Annotated in this window: 10 protein-coding genes; 7 read left to right on the forward strand and 3 right to left on the reverse strand. The window is 62.6% G+C overall.

The features are described 5' to 3' along the window. The first annotated feature begins 238 nt into the window (after positions 1 to 238). Positions 239 to 601, forward strand: coding sequence for a DUF971 domain-containing protein (locus D5125_09235; GenBank protein ID QFY89655.1), 363 nt, complete (start codon positions 239 to 241; stop codon positions 599 to 601). Here the strand turns inward: D5125_09235 and D5125_09240 are convergent. The 3 genes from D5125_09240 to D5125_09250 all read right to left on the reverse strand — a co-directional run bounded on the left by D5125_09240 (position 598) and on the right by D5125_09250 (position 6468). Further along, complete coding sequence (locus tag D5125_09240; GenBank protein ID QFY89656.1) at positions 598 to 3033, reverse strand: EAL domain-containing protein; 2436 nt, start codon at positions 3031 to 3033, stop codon at positions 598 to 600. The two genes, D5125_09235 and D5125_09240, sit on opposite strands and share 4 nt — an antisense overlap. A gap of 209 nt (positions 3034 to 3242) precedes the next feature. Beyond that, positions 3243 to 4373: a 6-phosphofructokinase gene (locus D5125_09245; GenBank protein ID QFY89657.1), complete on the reverse strand. Its 1131-nt coding sequence runs from the start codon at positions 4371 to 4373 to the stop codon at positions 3243 to 3245. Positions 4374 to 4524: 151 nt separating this feature from the next. Continuing rightward, on the reverse strand, positions 4525 to 6468 hold the full coding sequence (locus tag D5125_09250; protein ID QFY89658.1) for an ATP-binding cassette domain-containing protein: 1944 nt from the start codon (positions 6466 to 6468) through the stop codon (positions 4525 to 4527). Between the two features lie 126 nt (positions 6469 to 6594). On the opposite strand from D5125_09250, the gene D5125_09255 reads away from it, so the two are divergent. From D5125_09255 to D5125_09280, 6 genes are all read left to right on the forward strand, one after another. Further along, positions 6595 to 8175 carry an ATP-binding protein gene (locus tag D5125_09255; GenBank protein QFY89659.1) on the forward strand — a complete coding sequence of 527 codons (1581 nt, stop codon included), beginning with the start codon at positions 6595 to 6597 and terminating at the stop codon, positions 8173 to 8175. 737 nt (positions 8176 to 8912) lie between these two features. Then, positions 8913 to 10535, forward strand: a complete 1623-nt coding sequence (locus D5125_09260; protein ID QFY89660.1) for an ATP-binding protein — start codon at positions 8913 to 8915, stop codon at positions 10533 to 10535. A 72-nt stretch (positions 10536 to 10607) separates the two neighbouring features. After that, a complete protein-coding gene (locus D5125_09265) occupies positions 10608 to 12560 on the forward strand; it encodes a methyl-accepting chemotaxis protein (protein QFY89661.1) in 1953 nt (650 codons plus the stop codon). Between the two features lie 3 nt (positions 12561 to 12563). Then, positions 12564 to 13595 carry a chemotaxis-specific protein-glutamate methyltransferase CheB gene (gene cheB, locus D5125_09270; GenBank protein ID QFY89662.1) on the forward strand — a complete coding sequence of 344 codons (1032 nt, stop codon included), beginning with the start codon at positions 12564 to 12566 and terminating at the stop codon, positions 13593 to 13595. Beyond that, positions 13571 to 15070 (forward strand): tetratricopeptide repeat protein, encoded by a 1500-nt coding sequence (locus D5125_09275; protein ID QFY89663.1) that lies wholly within the window; start codon positions 13571 to 13573, stop codon positions 15068 to 15070. Before cheB ends, D5125_09275 begins: the two co-directional genes overlap by 25 nt. A gap of 1 nt (position 15071) precedes the next feature. Further along, positions 15072 to 17231, forward strand: a complete 2160-nt coding sequence (locus D5125_09280; GenBank protein QFY89664.1) for a hybrid sensor histidine kinase/response regulator — start codon at positions 15072 to 15074, stop codon at positions 17229 to 17231. The last annotated feature ends 26 nt before the right edge of the window (positions 17232 to 17257 follow it).

Raw genomic sequence — 17257 nt, forward strand, 5'->3', positions numbered from 1 at the left:
TTTGAAAATAGAGGTTCGAACCTAAAAAGAGCAGTTGAACCGCAGATTTCACCGATTTACACAGATTTTTCAGTGTGTTCGCCAAGTACACCCACTCACCCAGCGGGTGACTGGCTAAGTCATTCTAACCTAATGAAAATACATGATTTAATCTGCGATAATCGGCGTAATCTGCGGTGTATGGGTTGAAGATTAAAAGATTTCACCTTAGGGTACCCAGACCACAGAGGAAACCAAGATGACCGCACTGCGCGTTACCCAGATGACCCTGCACCAGCAATCACGCAGCTTGGAGGTCGGCTTCAGTGATGGCAGCCGCTATCAGCTGCCCTGCGAGTACCTGCGTGTCTATTCCCCCTCCGCGGAGGTGCGCGGCCACTTTGGCGTGGGTGCCAAGCTGGTCACCGGCAAGCAGGGGGTGAACATTACCGAGATCAGACCTGTAGGCCAGTACGCGGTAAAGATCGTATTTGACGACGGCCATGACTCGGGCCTGTTCGATTGGGATTATCTGCACAAGCTGGGCAAGCAATACGGGGTGCTCTGGACCCAGTACCTGGACCGCTGCCGGGAGGCGGGGATAGCGCGTTCTTCTGCTTAGGCATCCCCCTGCCTGGCTTGGTCCCGATCCTGCAAAAAGGCCAGAAAATCGGCCGCCGGCAGGGGCTTGCTGTGCAGATAACCCTGGATGTAGTCGCAGCCGATCTGGCGCAGGATCTCCTGCTGCCCGTCGTGCTCCACGCCTTCGGCCACTACCGCCAGGCCCAGGCTGCGGGCCATGGCGACGATGGCCTTGACGATCACCTGATCCTCCATGTTGAGGGTGATGTCGTCGATGAAGCTTTTGTCGATCTTGAGGTTGTCGATGGGCAGCCGTTTCAGGTGATTCATCGAGGAATAGCCGGTGCCGAAGTCGTCTATGGCCAGGTCCACCCCGGCTTCCTGTAGCTTGCTCAGGATTTCTATTACCCGGTCGGTGTCCTCGATGATGGCCGATTCGGTCACCTCCAGCTCCAGATACTCGGTGGCAAAGCCCATCCGCCGCAGCAGGGCCAGGGTGTTCTCGGCAAACTGGGGGTCGCGCATCTCCACCGCCGAGACATTCACCGCCACCTTCAGCGGCCAGCCCTCGGCCAGCCAGGCGGCGGTCTGGCGACAGGCCTCTTGCAGCACCCAGCGACCGATCTCGCGGATCATGCCGCACTCCTCCGCCACCGGGATGAAGCGATAGGGCGCGACCAGCCCCAGCTTTTTGGAATGCCAGCGCACCAGGGCCTCCATGCCCAGGATGCGGCCAGTGCTCAGCTCGATCTTGGGCTGATAGTACAGCTCCAACTCGTTCTTGCTGATGCAGGTCTTGAGGTTGCTGATCAGGTCCAGCTTGTCCAGGCTCTCCTGGTTCATCGCCTCGTTGAAGAACTTGTAGCCGTTCTTTTCCCGCGCCTTGATGAAGTACATGGCGGTATCGGCGCGCTTGATCAGTTCATCGCTGCCCTCTCCGTCGGCGGGATAGACGCTGATGCCAATGCTGGCCCCGGAGAATATCTGCTTGCCCTCCAGGTCCACCGGACGGGCGCAGCACTCCAGCAACCCCTGACAGATGCGCGTTGCGACATCCTGGGCCTGGGCTGCCTCCACCAGGATGGCAAACTCGTCGCCACCGAAACGGGCCAGCAGATGACGCCCCTGCAGGATATGATCTATATCCCCGGCCACCTGCTGCAGGAACTGGTCGCCCTTGATATGGCCCAGGGTGTCGTTGATGTATTTGAAGTTATCCAGGTCCAGCAGGAGCAGGGCCAGCTGGTGCTTCTTGCGCTGCGCCAGGATGATGGCCTGATCCAGCCGCTCGGTGAAATTGCGCCGGTTGGGCAACTTGGTCAGGGGATCGTAGTAGGCCAGGTGGTAGATCTCGTCCTCACGGGCCTTCTTCTCGGTGATGTCGTAGGAGATGGCCACATAGTGCTCCACCTCGCCGGCCTCGTTCTGGATCGCGCTGATGGAGGCCAGGGAGACGTAGATCTCGCCATTCTTGCGCCGCTCGTACAGCTCGCCCTCCCAGTAACCCTGCTGCTGGATCTCGCGCTCCATCTCGGTAAAGAACTCCGGCCCATGCCAGCCGGAGGAGAGCAGGCTGGGGCTCTTGCCCAGCACCTCTTCCCGGCGGTAGCCGGTGGCCTTTTCAAAGCCGTTGTTGACGCTGACGATACGCCTTTGGGTGTCGGTGACCATGATGGATTCCACCGAGTTTTCGATGATCCGCGAGGCCAGGGCCAGGTCCTTGGTGCGTTCCTGGATCTTGCGCTCCAGGCTATTCTGAAACAGCACATCCTGGGCGTTGATGCGGCGCACCAGCAGAAAGATGCCGGACAGAAACAACAGGCCGATGAACAGGGTGAACAGGGAATTGGTGAAATAATCTTGCAGCAGGCTGGCTCGCAGGGGCTGGCCGTCGATCTTGATGCTGACCACGCCGCGCAGGTCGCCTTCGCGGTAGCCAAAGGCGGTGTCGTACTGCTTGCGGATCCAGTCCAGGGTCTCGCTGGGGTTGCCGTGGCACTTCAGGCAATGCTTCTTGATGCGGATGGGGCTGGCGAAGAACAGCTGACGGCCATCGGCGGTGCGGCTGAAATACTCTTCCTGGTCGGGGTTGGCGCGGAAATAATCGATCGCCTTCTGCTCGATCAGGTCGGCACGATTCTCCGGGTTGCGCGGCCGGTCACTGACCGTGGCCAGGCTGGCGCGGCGGCCGGTGAGGCGGCCAAACTCCTTGGAGATCTGGCCGATGCTCACGGCCGGCAGCAGCGGCAGGGTCTGCTCGTTCAGCTCCACCACATGATCGGTAAGAAAGAGTTTCTGATAGGTTTGACGAAAGGCGGTGAGAAAGGCCCGCAGGGACTTGGACTCCTCCCGTATGACCTTCTCCTCCAGATAGCTGACATTGCGATACTCGAACACCTGCTTGGCCACCACCAAGAGGATAAACAAAACCACCACGGCGCTGAATATTTTACCGGTTTTGTTGGTCTTCATTACTCCAGCAGATCTCTCAGAGGTTGGCGACAGATAGCTCGATGGAAGGGGAAGGCGAATCCCGCAGCATTTGCCGCTACCCCATGGTTCATGATTCTAACAGCCGGTCCACCCGATGGGGCAAAGATTGAAGCCTTTGTTGCCGATTTTTTTCACTCGACCCGCTCCGGGGCCAAGCCTTGGTCTGCGCAGGGGCCTCTGGGTTTGGGCTAATCCCCCAAACAGATCCCCAAGCGCCGGGCAGTGTCCACCCAGGGGTGATCCAGGGGTACCAGTTTCTTGTTGCCGGCCACCTCTTCCAGCGGCACCGTGGTGTAGCCCTCGCCGCAGGCGGCGACCATGACACCGGTGATGCCCTGCTCGATGCAGTCGGCGCAGGCGGTGCCCAGGCGGCTGCCGAGGATACGGTCCACCGCCGAGGGGGTGCCGCCGCGCTGCAGGTGGCCAAGGATGGTGGGGCGGGATTCCAGCCCGGTAAGGTCCTCCAATTGATGGGCCAGCTTGAGGGTGTGGTCGCCGCCGCTGGCCTCGAAGCTGCGCAGGGCGGCCTTGGCCTGCTTGCGCGCCCTCTTGTCCTCGCCCTCTTCCGCCTTGGCCAGTTTTTTTACCAGGTCGCCCACCTCGGCGGCGTCCTCCACCGACATGGCCCCCTCGGCCACGGCCACTATGCTGAAGTTCTTGCCATGCTTGAGCCGGTGGGTAATGGCATCGGCCACCTTGTCCAGGTGATAGGGGATCTCCGGCAGCAGGATCACATCGGCCCCGCCGGCGATGCCCGAGCCCAACGCCAGCCAGCCGGCCCGATGGCCCATGATCTCCACCACGATGATGCGATGATGACTGTGGGCGGTGCTGTGCAGCCGGTCTATGGCCTCGGTGGCTATGCCCAGGGCGGTGTCGAAGCCAAAGGTGGTGTCGGTCAGGCCCACGTCGTTATCTATGGTCTTGGGCATGGTGATGATGTTCAGCCCCTTCATCTTCAGCTGCAGGGCGTTTTTCTGGGTGCCGCCACCGCCGATGCAGACCAGGGCATCCAGGTGGTGGGCGTTGTAGTTTTCTACGATGGCGTCGGTCATGTCCTGGGTCTTGCCGCCGATCTTCATCTTGTGCGGCTTGTCGCGGCTGGTGCCGAGGATGGTGCCGCCGATGGTGAGTATGCCCGAGAGCATGCCCGGCTCCAGCATCAGGGTGCGGTTTTCCGCCAGGCCGCGAAAACCGTCCTTGAAGCCGATCACCTGCATGCCGTAGATGTTGCGGGCGGCCTTGGCGACGCCGCGAATGGCGGCATTGAGTCCGGGGCTGTCGCCGCCGGCAGTGAGGATTCCGATGCGTTTGCTCATGGGATGCTCTTTGTTTGCTGTTTTGATTGATAAGGTCCGCAAATGAACGCGAATGAACGCAGATAAAAATCCTTTGCGTTCTTTGCGTTAACTTTGCGTTCGTTGCGATCCGCTGTTTTTGTGCGCCTTTACCAAGTCGGGCCGGGCCGCCTCAGGTCAATTCTGCCTTGAGTTGTTCCAAGGCCTCGCTTTGCTCCAGCCAGGCATCTTCCCTGGCCTGCAGTTGGCGGTCAATCTCCGCCTTCTGCTCGAGCAGGCCCCTAAGCTCCTGCTTGCGTGATTCATTATATATCTCACCGTCGGCCAATTGTTGCTCCAGCGCCACTTGCTCGGCGGCAAGCCGTTCCATCTGCCGCTCCAGCTGGGCGACGGCCTTGCTCAGCGGCTGTAGCTGTTGCCGCTGTTGCGCCTCCAGCCGTTTGCGCTCCTTGCGCGCCGCTGCCCCCTCGGCGTTCACAGGCGGGGCAGTCTCGGCGCTTATTGTTGCATTTTCATGACCCCTTGCTCGATGGGCCGATTGACGGGCCAGCCAGGCCGGATAGTCATCCAGGCTGTCGCTGAATTCATCCAGCCGACCCTCATGCGCCAGCCAAAGCACGTCGGTGCTGCTGCGCAGCAGGTGACGGTCGTGAGACACCAGCAGCATGGCACCCTCGAAGTCCTGCAGGGCCAGGGTCAGGGCCTGACGCATCTCCAGGTCCAGGTGATTGGTGGGCTCATCCAGCAGCAGCAGGTTGGGCCGCTGGTAGATCAGCAGGGCCAGCACCAGACGCGCCTTTTCGCCGCCGGAGAAGGGGGCCACCGGGCTGGTGGCCAGATCGCCACTGAAGGCAAAGCCACCGAGATAATCACGCAGGGCCTGCTCGCTGGCGCGGCCGCCCCGCTTTGCATCCAGCTGGGTCAGGTGCTCCAGCGGGGTCGATTGCAGATGCAGCTGGTCCAGCTGGTGCTGGGCGAAGTAGCCGATGTGCAGGTGACGGGCGTCCTCGCGCTGGCCGCTGTGGGGCGGCAGCTCCCCGGCCAGGGTCTTTATCAGGGTGGATTTACCGGCGCCGTTCTGGCCCAGCAGGCCGATACGATCACCGGCGTTGATCACCAACTTGTCGATACGCAGCACCGGCCGGTCGGCGTAGCCCAGCTGCGCCTGATGCAGTTGCAGCAGGGGGTTGGGGATCTTTTCCGGCGGCAGAAAGCTGAACTGGAACGGTGAGTCCACATGGGCCGGGGCGATCAGGCTCATGCGCTCCAGGGCCTTGAGCCGACTCTGCGCCTGGCGTGCCTTGGTGGCCTTGGCGCGGAAGCGGTCGATGAAGCCCTGCACATGGGCCAGCTCGCGCTGCTGCTTGCTGTAGGCGGCCTGCTGCTGGGCCAGGCGCTCGGCGCGCATACGCTCGAAGGCGGAGTAATTGCCGGCGTAGAGATTCACCCGCTCCTGCTCGACGTGCAGGATCTGGTTGACCACGGCATCGAGAAAATCCCGGTCGTGGGAGATCATCAGCAGGGTGCCGGGGTAGCTGGCGAGCCAGGATTCGAGCCAGATCACCGCCTCCAGATCCAGGTGGTTGGTGGGCTCGTCCAGCAGCAGCAGGTCGGAGCGGCACATCAGCGCCTGGGCCAGGTTCAGGCGCATGCGCCAGCCGCCGGAGAAGCTGTCCACCGGCCGCTGTTCCTCGCCTATACCAAACCCCAGACCGTGCAGCAGGGCCCCGGCGCGACTCGGCGCGGTGTAGCCGCCAGCGGCCTCCAGCTCGGCATGCAGCAGGGCCAGGCGGTGGCCGTCATCGGCCTGTTCCGCCTCGATCAGGCGGGCCTGGATACGGCGCAGGGCCTGGTCGCCGTCCAGCACATAATCCAGCGCCGTCTGCTCGCTGTGGGGGGTCTGTTGGCGCACATGGGCGATCTCCAGCCCCGCCGGATGGTCAAACTCACCGGCATCGGCCTGCAACTCGCCCAGGATCAGGGCAAACAGGCTGGACTTGCCGCAGCCGTTGGCCCCGGTAATGCCCACCCGCTGTGCGCGGTGGATGATGAAATCGGCCTCGGCAAACAGCAGCTTGCTGCCGCGCCGCAGGGCCAGTTGTTGAAATCTCAGCATGGATTTTTTGGCTGCAAGGGCAAAGGCTGCCAAGGGTACGCAAAGAAGCCCCCCGGCGGCAAAGTTTTTGCCCCATGCCCGTGAAGCCGTATTGAACCCCTTCCTGCAAGGGGTAGAATCCTGACCATGAACGACCAGCTCAAACCCCTGCCCACCGGTCACAGTACCCTCGCCACCCTGATCGATGAGGGCATGGTCTATATCGACAAGACCCCGCTGGTACACCGGCTCACCCGGTACCCTGGGCGCTTTTTCCTCTCCCGCCCGCGCCGTTTCGGCAAGAGCCTGCTGGTGGATACCTTTCAGCAACTGTTCGAGGGCAATGAGCGGCTGTTCCGCGATCTCTATATCCACGATCAATGGGACTGGTCGCGCCGCCATCCGGTGATCAAGATCGATTTTGCCGGGGCCGAGCTGAGAACCCCGCAGGCCCTGGATGAGCACGTCGCCTATCTGCTGGAGGAAAATCAGGAACGCCTGGGCCTGGACTGTGGCGAATACACCAGCGCCTCCAGCTGTCTGGGCCGCCTGATTCGCCATGCCAGCGAACACTTTGGCGAGAAGGTGGTGGTACTGGTGGACGAGTACGACAAGCCGATGCTGGATAACATCGAGAACCTAGAGACAGCCGCCGAGATGCGTAGCGGCTTGAAAAATCTCTATTCGGTGCTCAAGGCCCATGACCCTTACCTGCAATTCGTCTTCCTCACCGGGGTGACCAAGTTCAGTAAGGTGAGCATCTTCTCCGGCATCAATCAGCTGGAAGACATCACCCTGGACAAAAGCTACGCCACGATTTGCGGTTACACCCAGCAGGACCTGGAGACCAGCTTTGCCGGGCATCTGGCCGGGGTCGATTGGGCCAAGCTGCGCCGCTGGTACAACGGCTACCGCTTTCTCGGCGATGCGGTCTATAACCCCTTCGATATCCTGCTGTTCATCAGCAAAGACCGCATGTACCGCAATTATTGGTTTGAGACCGGCAGCCCGTCCTTTCTGGTCAAGCTGTTCCGCCAGCGGCGCTATTTTCTGCCCGAGCTTGAGACCATCGAGGTGGGCGAGGAGATCCTGGACTCCTTCGATATCGAGCACATCAACCCGGTCACCCTGCTGTTCCAATCGGGTTATCTGACCATAGCCTCCACCCAGACCCGGCGCTCGCGCCTGGTGTTTCGTTTGACCATCCCCAACCAGGAGGTCAAGCTCTCCCTGCACCAGTATTTCCTCGATGGCTATTTGCAGGCGGAGATGGACCAGCGCAGCCGCTATCAGGACCAGCTGTACGACCAGCTCATCAGTGGTGATCTGCCCCAGCTCATCGCCACCCTCAAGCGCCTATTTGCCGCCATCCCCTGGCGCAACTTCACCCACAACGCCATGGCCGATTTTGAGGGCTACTACGCCTCGGTGCTGTTTGCCTTTTTCGAAAGTCTCAACGCCCAAGTCACCCCGGAGGACATCACCAACCAGGGCCAGGTGGACATGACTATCGAATTGGAAGGCTGGATCTATGTGATGGAGATCAAGCTGCTGGACTCCGCCGCTGAATTGGTTGAAGGGGAAAACCCGGCGCTGGAGCAGATCCAGGCCAGGGGCTACAGCGAGAAGTATCGCGGCAAGGCCAGCCAGGGGCTGTTCGAGCTGGGTCTGGTGTTTGGCCGTGCCGAGCGCAATCTGATCCAGGCGGATTGGCTGAAAATCAACTAAGGGACATGGAGCGGGCGGCATCACACCGGAATATGAAACATCTCTTGGTGGCTTTGGGGCTCGGCAAACCCGTAGCCCGGATATGAAGTGCAACGGAATCCAGGGTTGCCGTTAGGCATGGCCACCCCCACCGCTTTTGCACCTCCGGGCCAGCGCTCGGGGCTCCCAGGATGAGGGGCAAACCCAATGTTGTTTCACAGTAACTCCTTGGTGTAACAGCTGAAATAACAGGGGTGAAATTAAAAGGGTCAGGTTTAAGATCGATGGGCAATGCATCGATCAGTTAGCGGCCCTTTCTCAGCCCGAGCGAAGTCTATGGCGCTAAGTGCTGGTGAGCTAGTGAAAAAGGGCAGTTGTCCACAAAGTCTGTGGATAAGTCTGTGGAGCAGGGCAGAGTAATGCCCGCCAGCCCGCTTGATATATGGGCTTTTTACAGATTGATCAAAATTTGGACAAAATGATAAATAAGTTTTTTTATCAATAAGATAGGATTGTCAATAGGGCGTTTGTCTGTGAATGCCTGAGCGCCAGCCCCAGCAAAAGTCAAGCCCTTTGACGCTGTGAAGAAAATAAATCTGATGGCCAGTTTGGGGGCTGGTTGCTTGATGGGAAGGCAGCTTGCTGCGCGACCTCCAGGGGCAAGCCTCAGTCCTGTGGCCTGGTGGCGGGCGTGGCCCGCCCTAGGCCGCCACGGCAGGCCTGTTGCCCGTAACCGCACAAGAGGTAGAATCCCACCCATGAACAGCCAGCTCAAACCCCTGCCCACCGGCCACAGCACCCTCGCCACCCTGATCGACGAGGGCATGGTCTATATCGACAAGACCCCGCTGGTGCACCGGCTCACCCGGTACCCTGGGCGCTTTTTTCTCTCCCGCCCGCGCCGTTTCGGCAAGAGCCTGCTGGTGGATACCTTTCAGCAGCTGTTCGAGGGCAATGAGCGGCTGTTCCGCGATCTCTATATCCACGATCAATGGGACTGGTCACGACGCCATCCGGTGATCAAGATCGATTTTGCCGGGGCCGAGCTGAGAACCCCGCAGGCCCTGGATGAGCACGTCGCCTATCTGCTGGAGGAAAATCAGGAACGCCTGGGCCTGGACTGTGGCGAATACACCAGCGCCTCCAGCTGTCTGGGCCGCCTGATCCGCCATGCCAGCGAACACTTTGGCGAGAAGGTGGTGGTACTGGTGGACGAGTACGACAAGCCGATGCTGGATAACATCGAGAATCTCGAGGTAGCCGCCGAGATGCGTAGCGGCCTGAAAAATCTCTATTCGGTGCTCAAGGCCCATGACCCTTACCTGCAATTCGTCTTCCTCACCGGGGTAACCAAGTTCAGCAAGGTGAGTATCTTCTCCGGCATCAATCAGCTGCAGGACATCAGCCTGAACAAAAGCTACGCCACGATTTGCGGCTACACCCAGCAGGACCTGGAGACCAGCTTTGGCGGGCATCTGGCCGGGGTCGATTGGGCCAGGCTGCGCCGTTGGTACAACGGCTACCGCTTTCTCGGTGAGGCGGTCTATAACCCCTTCGATATCCTGCTGTTCATCAGTAATGACCGCATGTACCGCAATTATTGGTTTGAGACCGGCAGCCCGGCCTTTCTGGTCAAGCTATTCCGCCAGCGGCGCTATTTTCTGCCCGAGCTGGAGAGCATCGAGGTGGGCGAGGAGATCCTGGACTCCTTCGATATCGAGCACATCAACCCGGTCACCCTGCTGTTTCAATCAGGCTATCTGACCATAGACTCGGTGCGCACCCGCCATGAGGAGCTGAAATTTCGTCTGGTGGTACCGAACCAAGAGGTCAAGACCTCGCTGAACAAGTACTTCCTGGACGCCTATCTGGCCATGCCCATGGATCAGCGCGGGCGTTATCAGGATCAGCTGTACGACACCCTGATCGAGGCTGATCTGCCCCAGCTCATCGCCACCCTCAAGCGCCTGTTCGCCGCCATCCCCTGGCGTAACTTCACCAACAACGCCATGGCCGATTTTGAGGGCTACTACGCCTCGGTGCTGTTTGCCTTTTTTGAAAGCCTCAACGCCCAGGTGATCCCTGAGGACATCACCAACCAGGGTCAGGTGGATATGACTATCGAACTGGAAGGCTGGATCTATGTGATGGAGATCAAGCTGCTGGACTCCGCCGCTGAATTGGTTGAAGGGGAAAACCCGGCGCTGGAGCAGATCCAGGCCAGGGGCTACAGCGAGAAGTATCGCGGCAAGGCCAGCCAGGGCCTGTTCGAGCTGGGGCTGGTGTTTGGCCGTGCCGAGCGCAATCTGATCCAGGCGGATTGGCTGAAAATTCACGAAATCGAAGGCGTAACTGCCAAATTAAAGACTGTCAGGCATTGACCCATCCAGTTAAGATGCGACGCCAATCTCCACCCAACCCGAACATCCACGCCAGGAAATCAAGGAAAAGCCATGTTCAAGACCCTGCCCCTGTGGGCCAATATCATGATCGGCTATGGCATCTCACTGGTGCTGGTGGTGGCCGGCATGCTCAGCAGCGGCCTGAGCAACATGCGCGAGACCATAGAGATCGCCGAGCGGGCCGAACTCAAGCAACAGGCGGAGACCATGCTCTCCGCCGTGGCCCGGGAGACGCGCATGGCCGAGGCCATGAGCGCCCTGCTGGCCAACATGCCCGAGGTGCAGCAACGTTTTGCCGAGGATGACCGCGACTGGCTGCGCGAGCAGCTGGTACCGGCCTACAAGGTGCTGGAGAAGGACTACGGCGCGCGCCAGTTCCAGTTCCACCGGCCCCCGGCCACCTCCTGGCTGCGTCTGCACAAGCCGGAGAAATTCGGCGATGACTTGTCCAGCTTCCGCCACTCGGTGGTCAATACCAACGCCAAACAGACCCCCACCCGTGGCCTGGAGACCGGCGTGGCCGGCCTGGGCGCGCGCGGTATAGTGCCTGTGTTCCATCTGGGTCGGCACCTGGGCTCGCTGGAGTTCGGCATGTCCTTCGGCCAGGCCTTCTTTGACGAGATCAAGGCCAAGCGCGGTCTGGACGCCGGCCTGCACATCCAGCGCAAGGACGGCTTTCAGACCTTTGCCGCCACCTTCCCGGAAAAGGCCCCGCTGCTGAAGACCGGGCTGTTTGATCGGGTGATGCAGGGCGAGGACCACTACAGCACCAGCCAGCTGGGCAACACCCCGGTGGCCATCTATGCCACCCGGGTGCTGGACTATTCCGGCGCACCCCTGGGCGTATTGGAGGTGGCCATGGACCGCAGCCACTACCTGGCCCTGCTCAAGCGCAGCAGCGCCAACGCCTGGACCATCGGTTTCCTTGCCTTGCTGCTGGGCCTGGCGGGGGCCCTGCTCACCGCCCAGCGCCTGAACAAGCGCATCCGTACCGTGGTCGATGGGGTCAATCAGGTGGCCGCGGGCGATCTGACCCGGCCCATCCTGGATGACGGCAGCGACGAGATCGGCGTGCTGGCCAAGGCCGCCGAGGGCATGCGCCGCCAGCTGCACGACCTGGTGGCCAGCATGGAGCAGAACGCCGCCCAGGTATTGCAGGCGGCGCAGGAGATCACCGCCTCGGTGGACAATCAGGCCGCCACCTCCAGTGAGATGTCCTCCTCGGTCTCCGAGATCACCTCCACCATGGAGGAGCTGTCCGCCTCCTCCTCGCAGATCGCCGAGAATTCCGAATCCGTGGTCAATATCGCCAACCGCACCTTCGAGAACGCCCAGAGCGGTGCCGATGCCATGCAAGTGATGGTGGATTACATGCGCGATATCCGGCAGGACAACCAGGACAGCATCCAGGAGATCCTCAACCTGGGGCAGAAGTCCAAGGAGATCAGCAAGGTGATGGAGATCATCAACACCGTCGCCGACCAGACCAAGCTGATTGCCTTCAATGCCGCCCTAGAGGCCTCCAGCGCCGGCGAGGCCGGTCGCCGCTTCGGCGTGGTGGCCGCCGAGATCCGCCGTCTGGCGGATAACGTCACCCAATCCACCGGCGAGATCGAGACCAAGGTGAATGAGATCCAGGACTCTATCAGCCGCCTGGTGGTCACCTCGGAAAAGGGCGCCAAGGGCATAGAGGAAGGCATGCAGGCCTCAGGCCGTACCGCCGAGCGGCTCAATGGCCTGGTCGAGGACGCCAGCCAGTCGGCCGACTCGGCACAGCAGATCTCGCTCTCCACCCAGCAGCAGAAGACCGCCAGCAAGCAGGTGGTCACCGCCCTGCGCGAGATCGTCAGCGCCAGCAGCAACACCGCCGAGGCCATCCGCCGCATCTCCACTATCTCACGCGAGATGGCGACCCTGTCGTCCAGCCTGAAACAGGAGGTGGAGGTATTCACCCTCAACAGCGAGGCGGGCGAGGCAACGCCAGCGGCCAACGCCGGGCACTGATACATGGCCCAGGTCCGCGTCCTCATCGTCGATGACAGCGCCCTGCTGCGCGACATCGTGCGCGATCTGCTCAGCCAGGATGCCCGGATCCAGGTGGTGGGCGAGGCAGAAAACGGCGCCCAGGCCCTGGAGCAGGCCCGCGCCCTGCGCCCGGATGTGATCACCATGGACCTGCAGATGCCGGTGATGGGCGGCATCGAGGCGATCAGCGCCATCATGGCCGAGGTGCCCACGCCGATCCTGGTGCTCAGCAGCATCGCCGATGCCAGCAACGCCTGCGAGGCCATAGCCCGTGGTGCCCTGGAGGCGATGGACAAGAGCCCCGCCTCCCTCTCCAGTCAGCTGTGCCGCAAGCTGCGCATGCTCGCCGGGGTCACCGTGATCCGCCACTACCGCAAGCGCGGTCAGGCCGACCCACAGCCTGCCGCTGCCGGTCTGGATCATGCCCACACGCACCCGCGTCATGTCGGGGCGGCCTTCTTCATCGCCTCCTCCACCGGCGGCCCGCAGGTACTGGCGGAGCTGTTGCAGCTGTTGCCGGCCGACTTCCCCTGCCCCATCCTCATCGCCCAGCACATTGCCGATGGCTTTGCCGGCGGCATGGCCGAGTGGTTCGATGGCATCTGCCCGCTGCCGGTGCGACTGGCCGAGCAGGGCCAGCCGATTCGACCGGGGGAGGTGCTCATCTCCCCCTCGGAGCGCCACCTGGGCCTGGATCAGCGGCGCTGCGTGCGCCTGCTAGAGCCCGCCGAGGGGGACATCTACCACCCCAGCTGTGACCAGCTGCTGATCAGCGCCGCCCAGGTCTATGGCAAGCAGGCGGTGGGGCTGATCCTCACCGGCATGGGCCGTGACGGGGTGCAGGGCATGGGCCAGATCAAGGCCGTTGGTGGTGCCACCCTGGCGCAGGACGAGGCCAGCTCGGTAATCTTCGGCATGAACCGGCTGGCCATAGAGGCCGGCTGCATCGATCAGGTGCTGGCACCTGTGCAGCTGGCCGAGGAGATGCAGTGGCTGGCGGTAACCCGCCAGTGAGCAGCGATGACCTGGCCCCGATCAAGGCGCTGATCAAGTCCAGCTCCGGCCTGCTGTTCGAGGAGGACAAGGCCGACCTGCTGCGCCAGTCCCTGGCCAGCCGCATGGCCCAGCTGCGGCTGGGTGACATGCAGGCCTATCTGCGTCAGCTGGAGCAGGACGCGGAAGAGATGCCGCACCTGCTCGACCTGCTCACCATCAACGAGACCTACTTTCTGCGCGAGCCCGAGCCCTTGCGTCTGGTCGCCGAGCGGTTGTTACCGGCGCACCTCAGCCAATACCCCGGCAGCCCCCTGCGCATCCTCTGCCTGGGCTGTTCCAGCGGCGAGGAGCCCTACTCGCTGGCCCTGGCCATCGCCGAGGCCCAGGGCCTTGCCGCCCTGGCGCAGGTCAGCATCCAGGGGGTGGACATCGACCGCCCCAGCCTGAGACGGGCCGATGAGGCCATCTATGGCGGCCAATCCTTCCGCGCCCTCTCCGCCGAGCTGTTGGCGCGCTACTTCCAGCCCCTGCCCGCTCACTCGGGGCAGGGCCCGCGCCGACAACTGTGCGCCGAGCTGCGCCGACCGGTGCATTTCCAGCACCTCAACCTGTTGGATGAAGACTGGCCCCTGGCCTTGCAGGGACAGGATCTGGTGTTCTTCCGCAATGTCTCCATCTACTTCGACGCCGCCACCCGCGAGGCCATCCAGCGGCGCATCGGCCAGATACTCAAGCCCGATGGGCTGCTCTTTCTCAGCTCCACCGAGACCCTGTCGAACAACTTCGGCCTGCTGGAGCTGGTACATGAGCAGGGCCTGTTCTTTTTTCGCAATCGGCCGCCCAAGGTCCCTGTCGCAGGCAGCGCGGTCAAGCCAGAAGCAGGCCCGGCCAATAATCCCGCGACTCAGGATCTGGCGTTCGGGACTCGGCCATCGCACGGGCGGCTGCCCCGTCAGTCAGCGCCAGCTGCCCCCTCCGCCACCGCCGATTATGAGCAGGCCTTGGCCCGGGTCGAGCAGGGCGACTGGCCCAGCGCCCTGCAGCTGGCGCAACAGCTTTGCCAGCGGGCCCCGGAGCACAGCCGCCACCAGCGCCTGCTGGCGGTGGTGCTGAGCCAGCAGGAACAGTTCGACGCCGCTGAGCAGGCCGCCCGCACCGCCCTGGCGCAGGACGATCTCAACCCCTTTCACCACTTTTTGCTGGGCCGCATCCTGCGCTGGCAGGGCCGGGCCGGGGAGGCCCTGGCCCAGTTTCGCGCCGTGGTATTCCACCGCCCGGATCACTGGCAGGCCCATTATCACCTGGCCGATCTGTACCGCAGCCAAGGCCAGGACGAGCAGGCGGCGCGCAGCTACCGGCGCGTGTTACAGCTACTGCAGCAGGCCCCGAGCGCTGAGGCCGAGCCGCTGATGCAGGCACTGGCCGCGCCGCCGGGCCGGGTCATCTTTCTCTGCCAGCGTCATCTGCAGCAGCTGAGCGAGCAGGAGGCCTGACATGGCGCTGGACATGAGCCGCTTTATCAACCGCTTCGTGGACGAGGCCCGCGAGCACCTGGCCACCCTGGAACAGGGCCTGACGGACCTGGAGGCAAGCCCGGATGACGCCGAACTGATCAACGCCCTGTTCCGCTCCGCCCACACCATCAAAGGCGGCTCGCGTATGCTCAAGCTGGGCGTCATCACCGATCTGGCCCACCAAATGGAAGACCTGCTCGGTGCCCTGCGCGAGGGTAGTCTGGGCTTCACCGGCGAGCTGGCGCGGCTGCTGGAGCGGTGTCTGGATTACCTCTCCGGCCTGATCGATCAGGTCGCCGCCAAACAGCCCCTGCCGCCCCTGGATGCCGAGTTGTCACAGGCCCTCAAGGCCGCCCTGGAAGGCGGCGGCGCGGCTCCGGCGGCGGAGGTCAGAACACAACCGGCAGCGGGCCCGGAAACGCCGACCAGCGACGCCCCTGCCGCCAGTGCCAAGCCGACCAAGGCGGCCGACTCGGTACGGGTTCGCATGGACAAGCTCGATGACCTGATTAAGCTGATGGGCGAGCTGGTCTCCAATCAGGCCCTGCTGCAGCAGCTCAGCCAGGGCCTGGACCAGCTCAACGGCCAGCTGCGGCGTCAGGCCGATGACCTGGACCGGCCGCATCTCACGGCCCTGCGCGGCATGGCCGATGAGCTGCGCGAGCTGGTCTCCAATCAAGACCTGCTCATGCTCCAGCTCAACGGCCAGGCCCTGAATCTACGCATGTTGCCCCTGGCCAGCGCCTTTGAAAACAGTGCGCGCATGGTACGCGAGCTGGGCCGATCCCTGGGCAAGGAGGTACGCTGCCAGGTCAGTGGGGCCGAGATCGAGCTGGACCGGCAGATGATCGCCCGGCTCGCCGACCCCCTGGTCCACATCCTGCGTAACGCCGTGGACCACGGCCTGGAGACCCCCGAGGTACGCCAGGCGGTGGGCAAGCCCAGCCACGGCACCCTATCCATAGAGGCACGCCAGGACGGCTCGGCGGTGCTGCTGGAGATCAGCGACGACGGGGTCGGGCTGAATCTGGAGCGCATCCGCAGCAAGGCGGTGCAGAAAAACCTGATCAGCGCCGAGCAGGCCGCATCCCTCACCGAGGATCAGGCGCTGGACCTGGTATTCCTGCCCGGTTTCTCCACCAGCCCCATCATCACCGATGTGTCCGGCCGCGGCGTGGGCATGGACGTGGTCAAGCGCACTATAGTCGATGAACTGCACGGGGTGATCCAGGTACACAGCCAGGCCGGCAAGGGCAGCCTGTTCCAGATCCGCCTGCCCCTGTCCCTGGCGGTGATGCGGGTCATGCTCTGTCAGGCCGGGGGTCAGACCTTCGGCTTCACCGCCCAGTACATCCACGAACTGGTGCGGGTGCCTGCCCGTGAGCAGATGAACATCGCCGGGCGGCAGGCCTTTGCCCTGCACAACGAGTTCATCCCCCTGGTGGATCTGGCCGTCCTGCTCGGCCTGCAGGGCAAGGGTGGGGAGGTGGCGGCCAGGCCAGCTGGCGATCTGGTGGTGGTGGTGCGCGGTCGGCAGAGCAAGCTGGGGCTGGTGGTGGATCAATTGCTGGACGAGCGTGATATGGTGATCACCCCCCTGCCCGAGCACCTGGCCGGCCTGCCGCTGGTGGGCGGCATGGTGGTCACCGGACGCAACCGGCTGGTCAGTCTGTTGCAGGCACCGGCCCTGATCGAACGGGCGCGACAGCTGCGCGGCGAGAGCCTGGCCCTTGCCGACAGCGGCCCAAGCGCCAGTCCCGAGGGGCCAGCCAAACAATGGCACATCCTGGTGGTGGACGACTCGCTCAACACCCGCGAGATCGAAAAAGAGGTGCTGGAGGCCCACGGCTACCAGGTCAGCCTGGCCAAGGACGGCATGGACGGCCTGCGCCGGGCCCAGCAACAGCAGTTTGATGCCGTGCTCACCGACGTGGAGATGCCGCACATGGACGGCTTCAGCCTGACCGAAAGGCTGCGCGAACTGCCCGGCTACGGCGGTACGCCGATCATCATAGTCACCTCGCGAGAGCGGGAGGAAGACAAGCGCCGCGGCATCCAGGCCGGTGCCGATGCCTACATCGTCAAGGGCGACTTCGACCAAAGCAACCTGGCGCAAACCCTGGAAAACCTGCTGGCCTGATGGTCGGCCTTTGGTCAGAAGTTCGA

The sequence above is a fragment of the gamma proteobacterium SS-5 genome (assembly GCA_009497875.2).
In the GTDB taxonomy this organism is placed as follows: Bacteria; Pseudomonadota; Gammaproteobacteria; order Chromatiales; family Chromatiaceae; genus Magnetovirga; species Magnetovirga frankeli.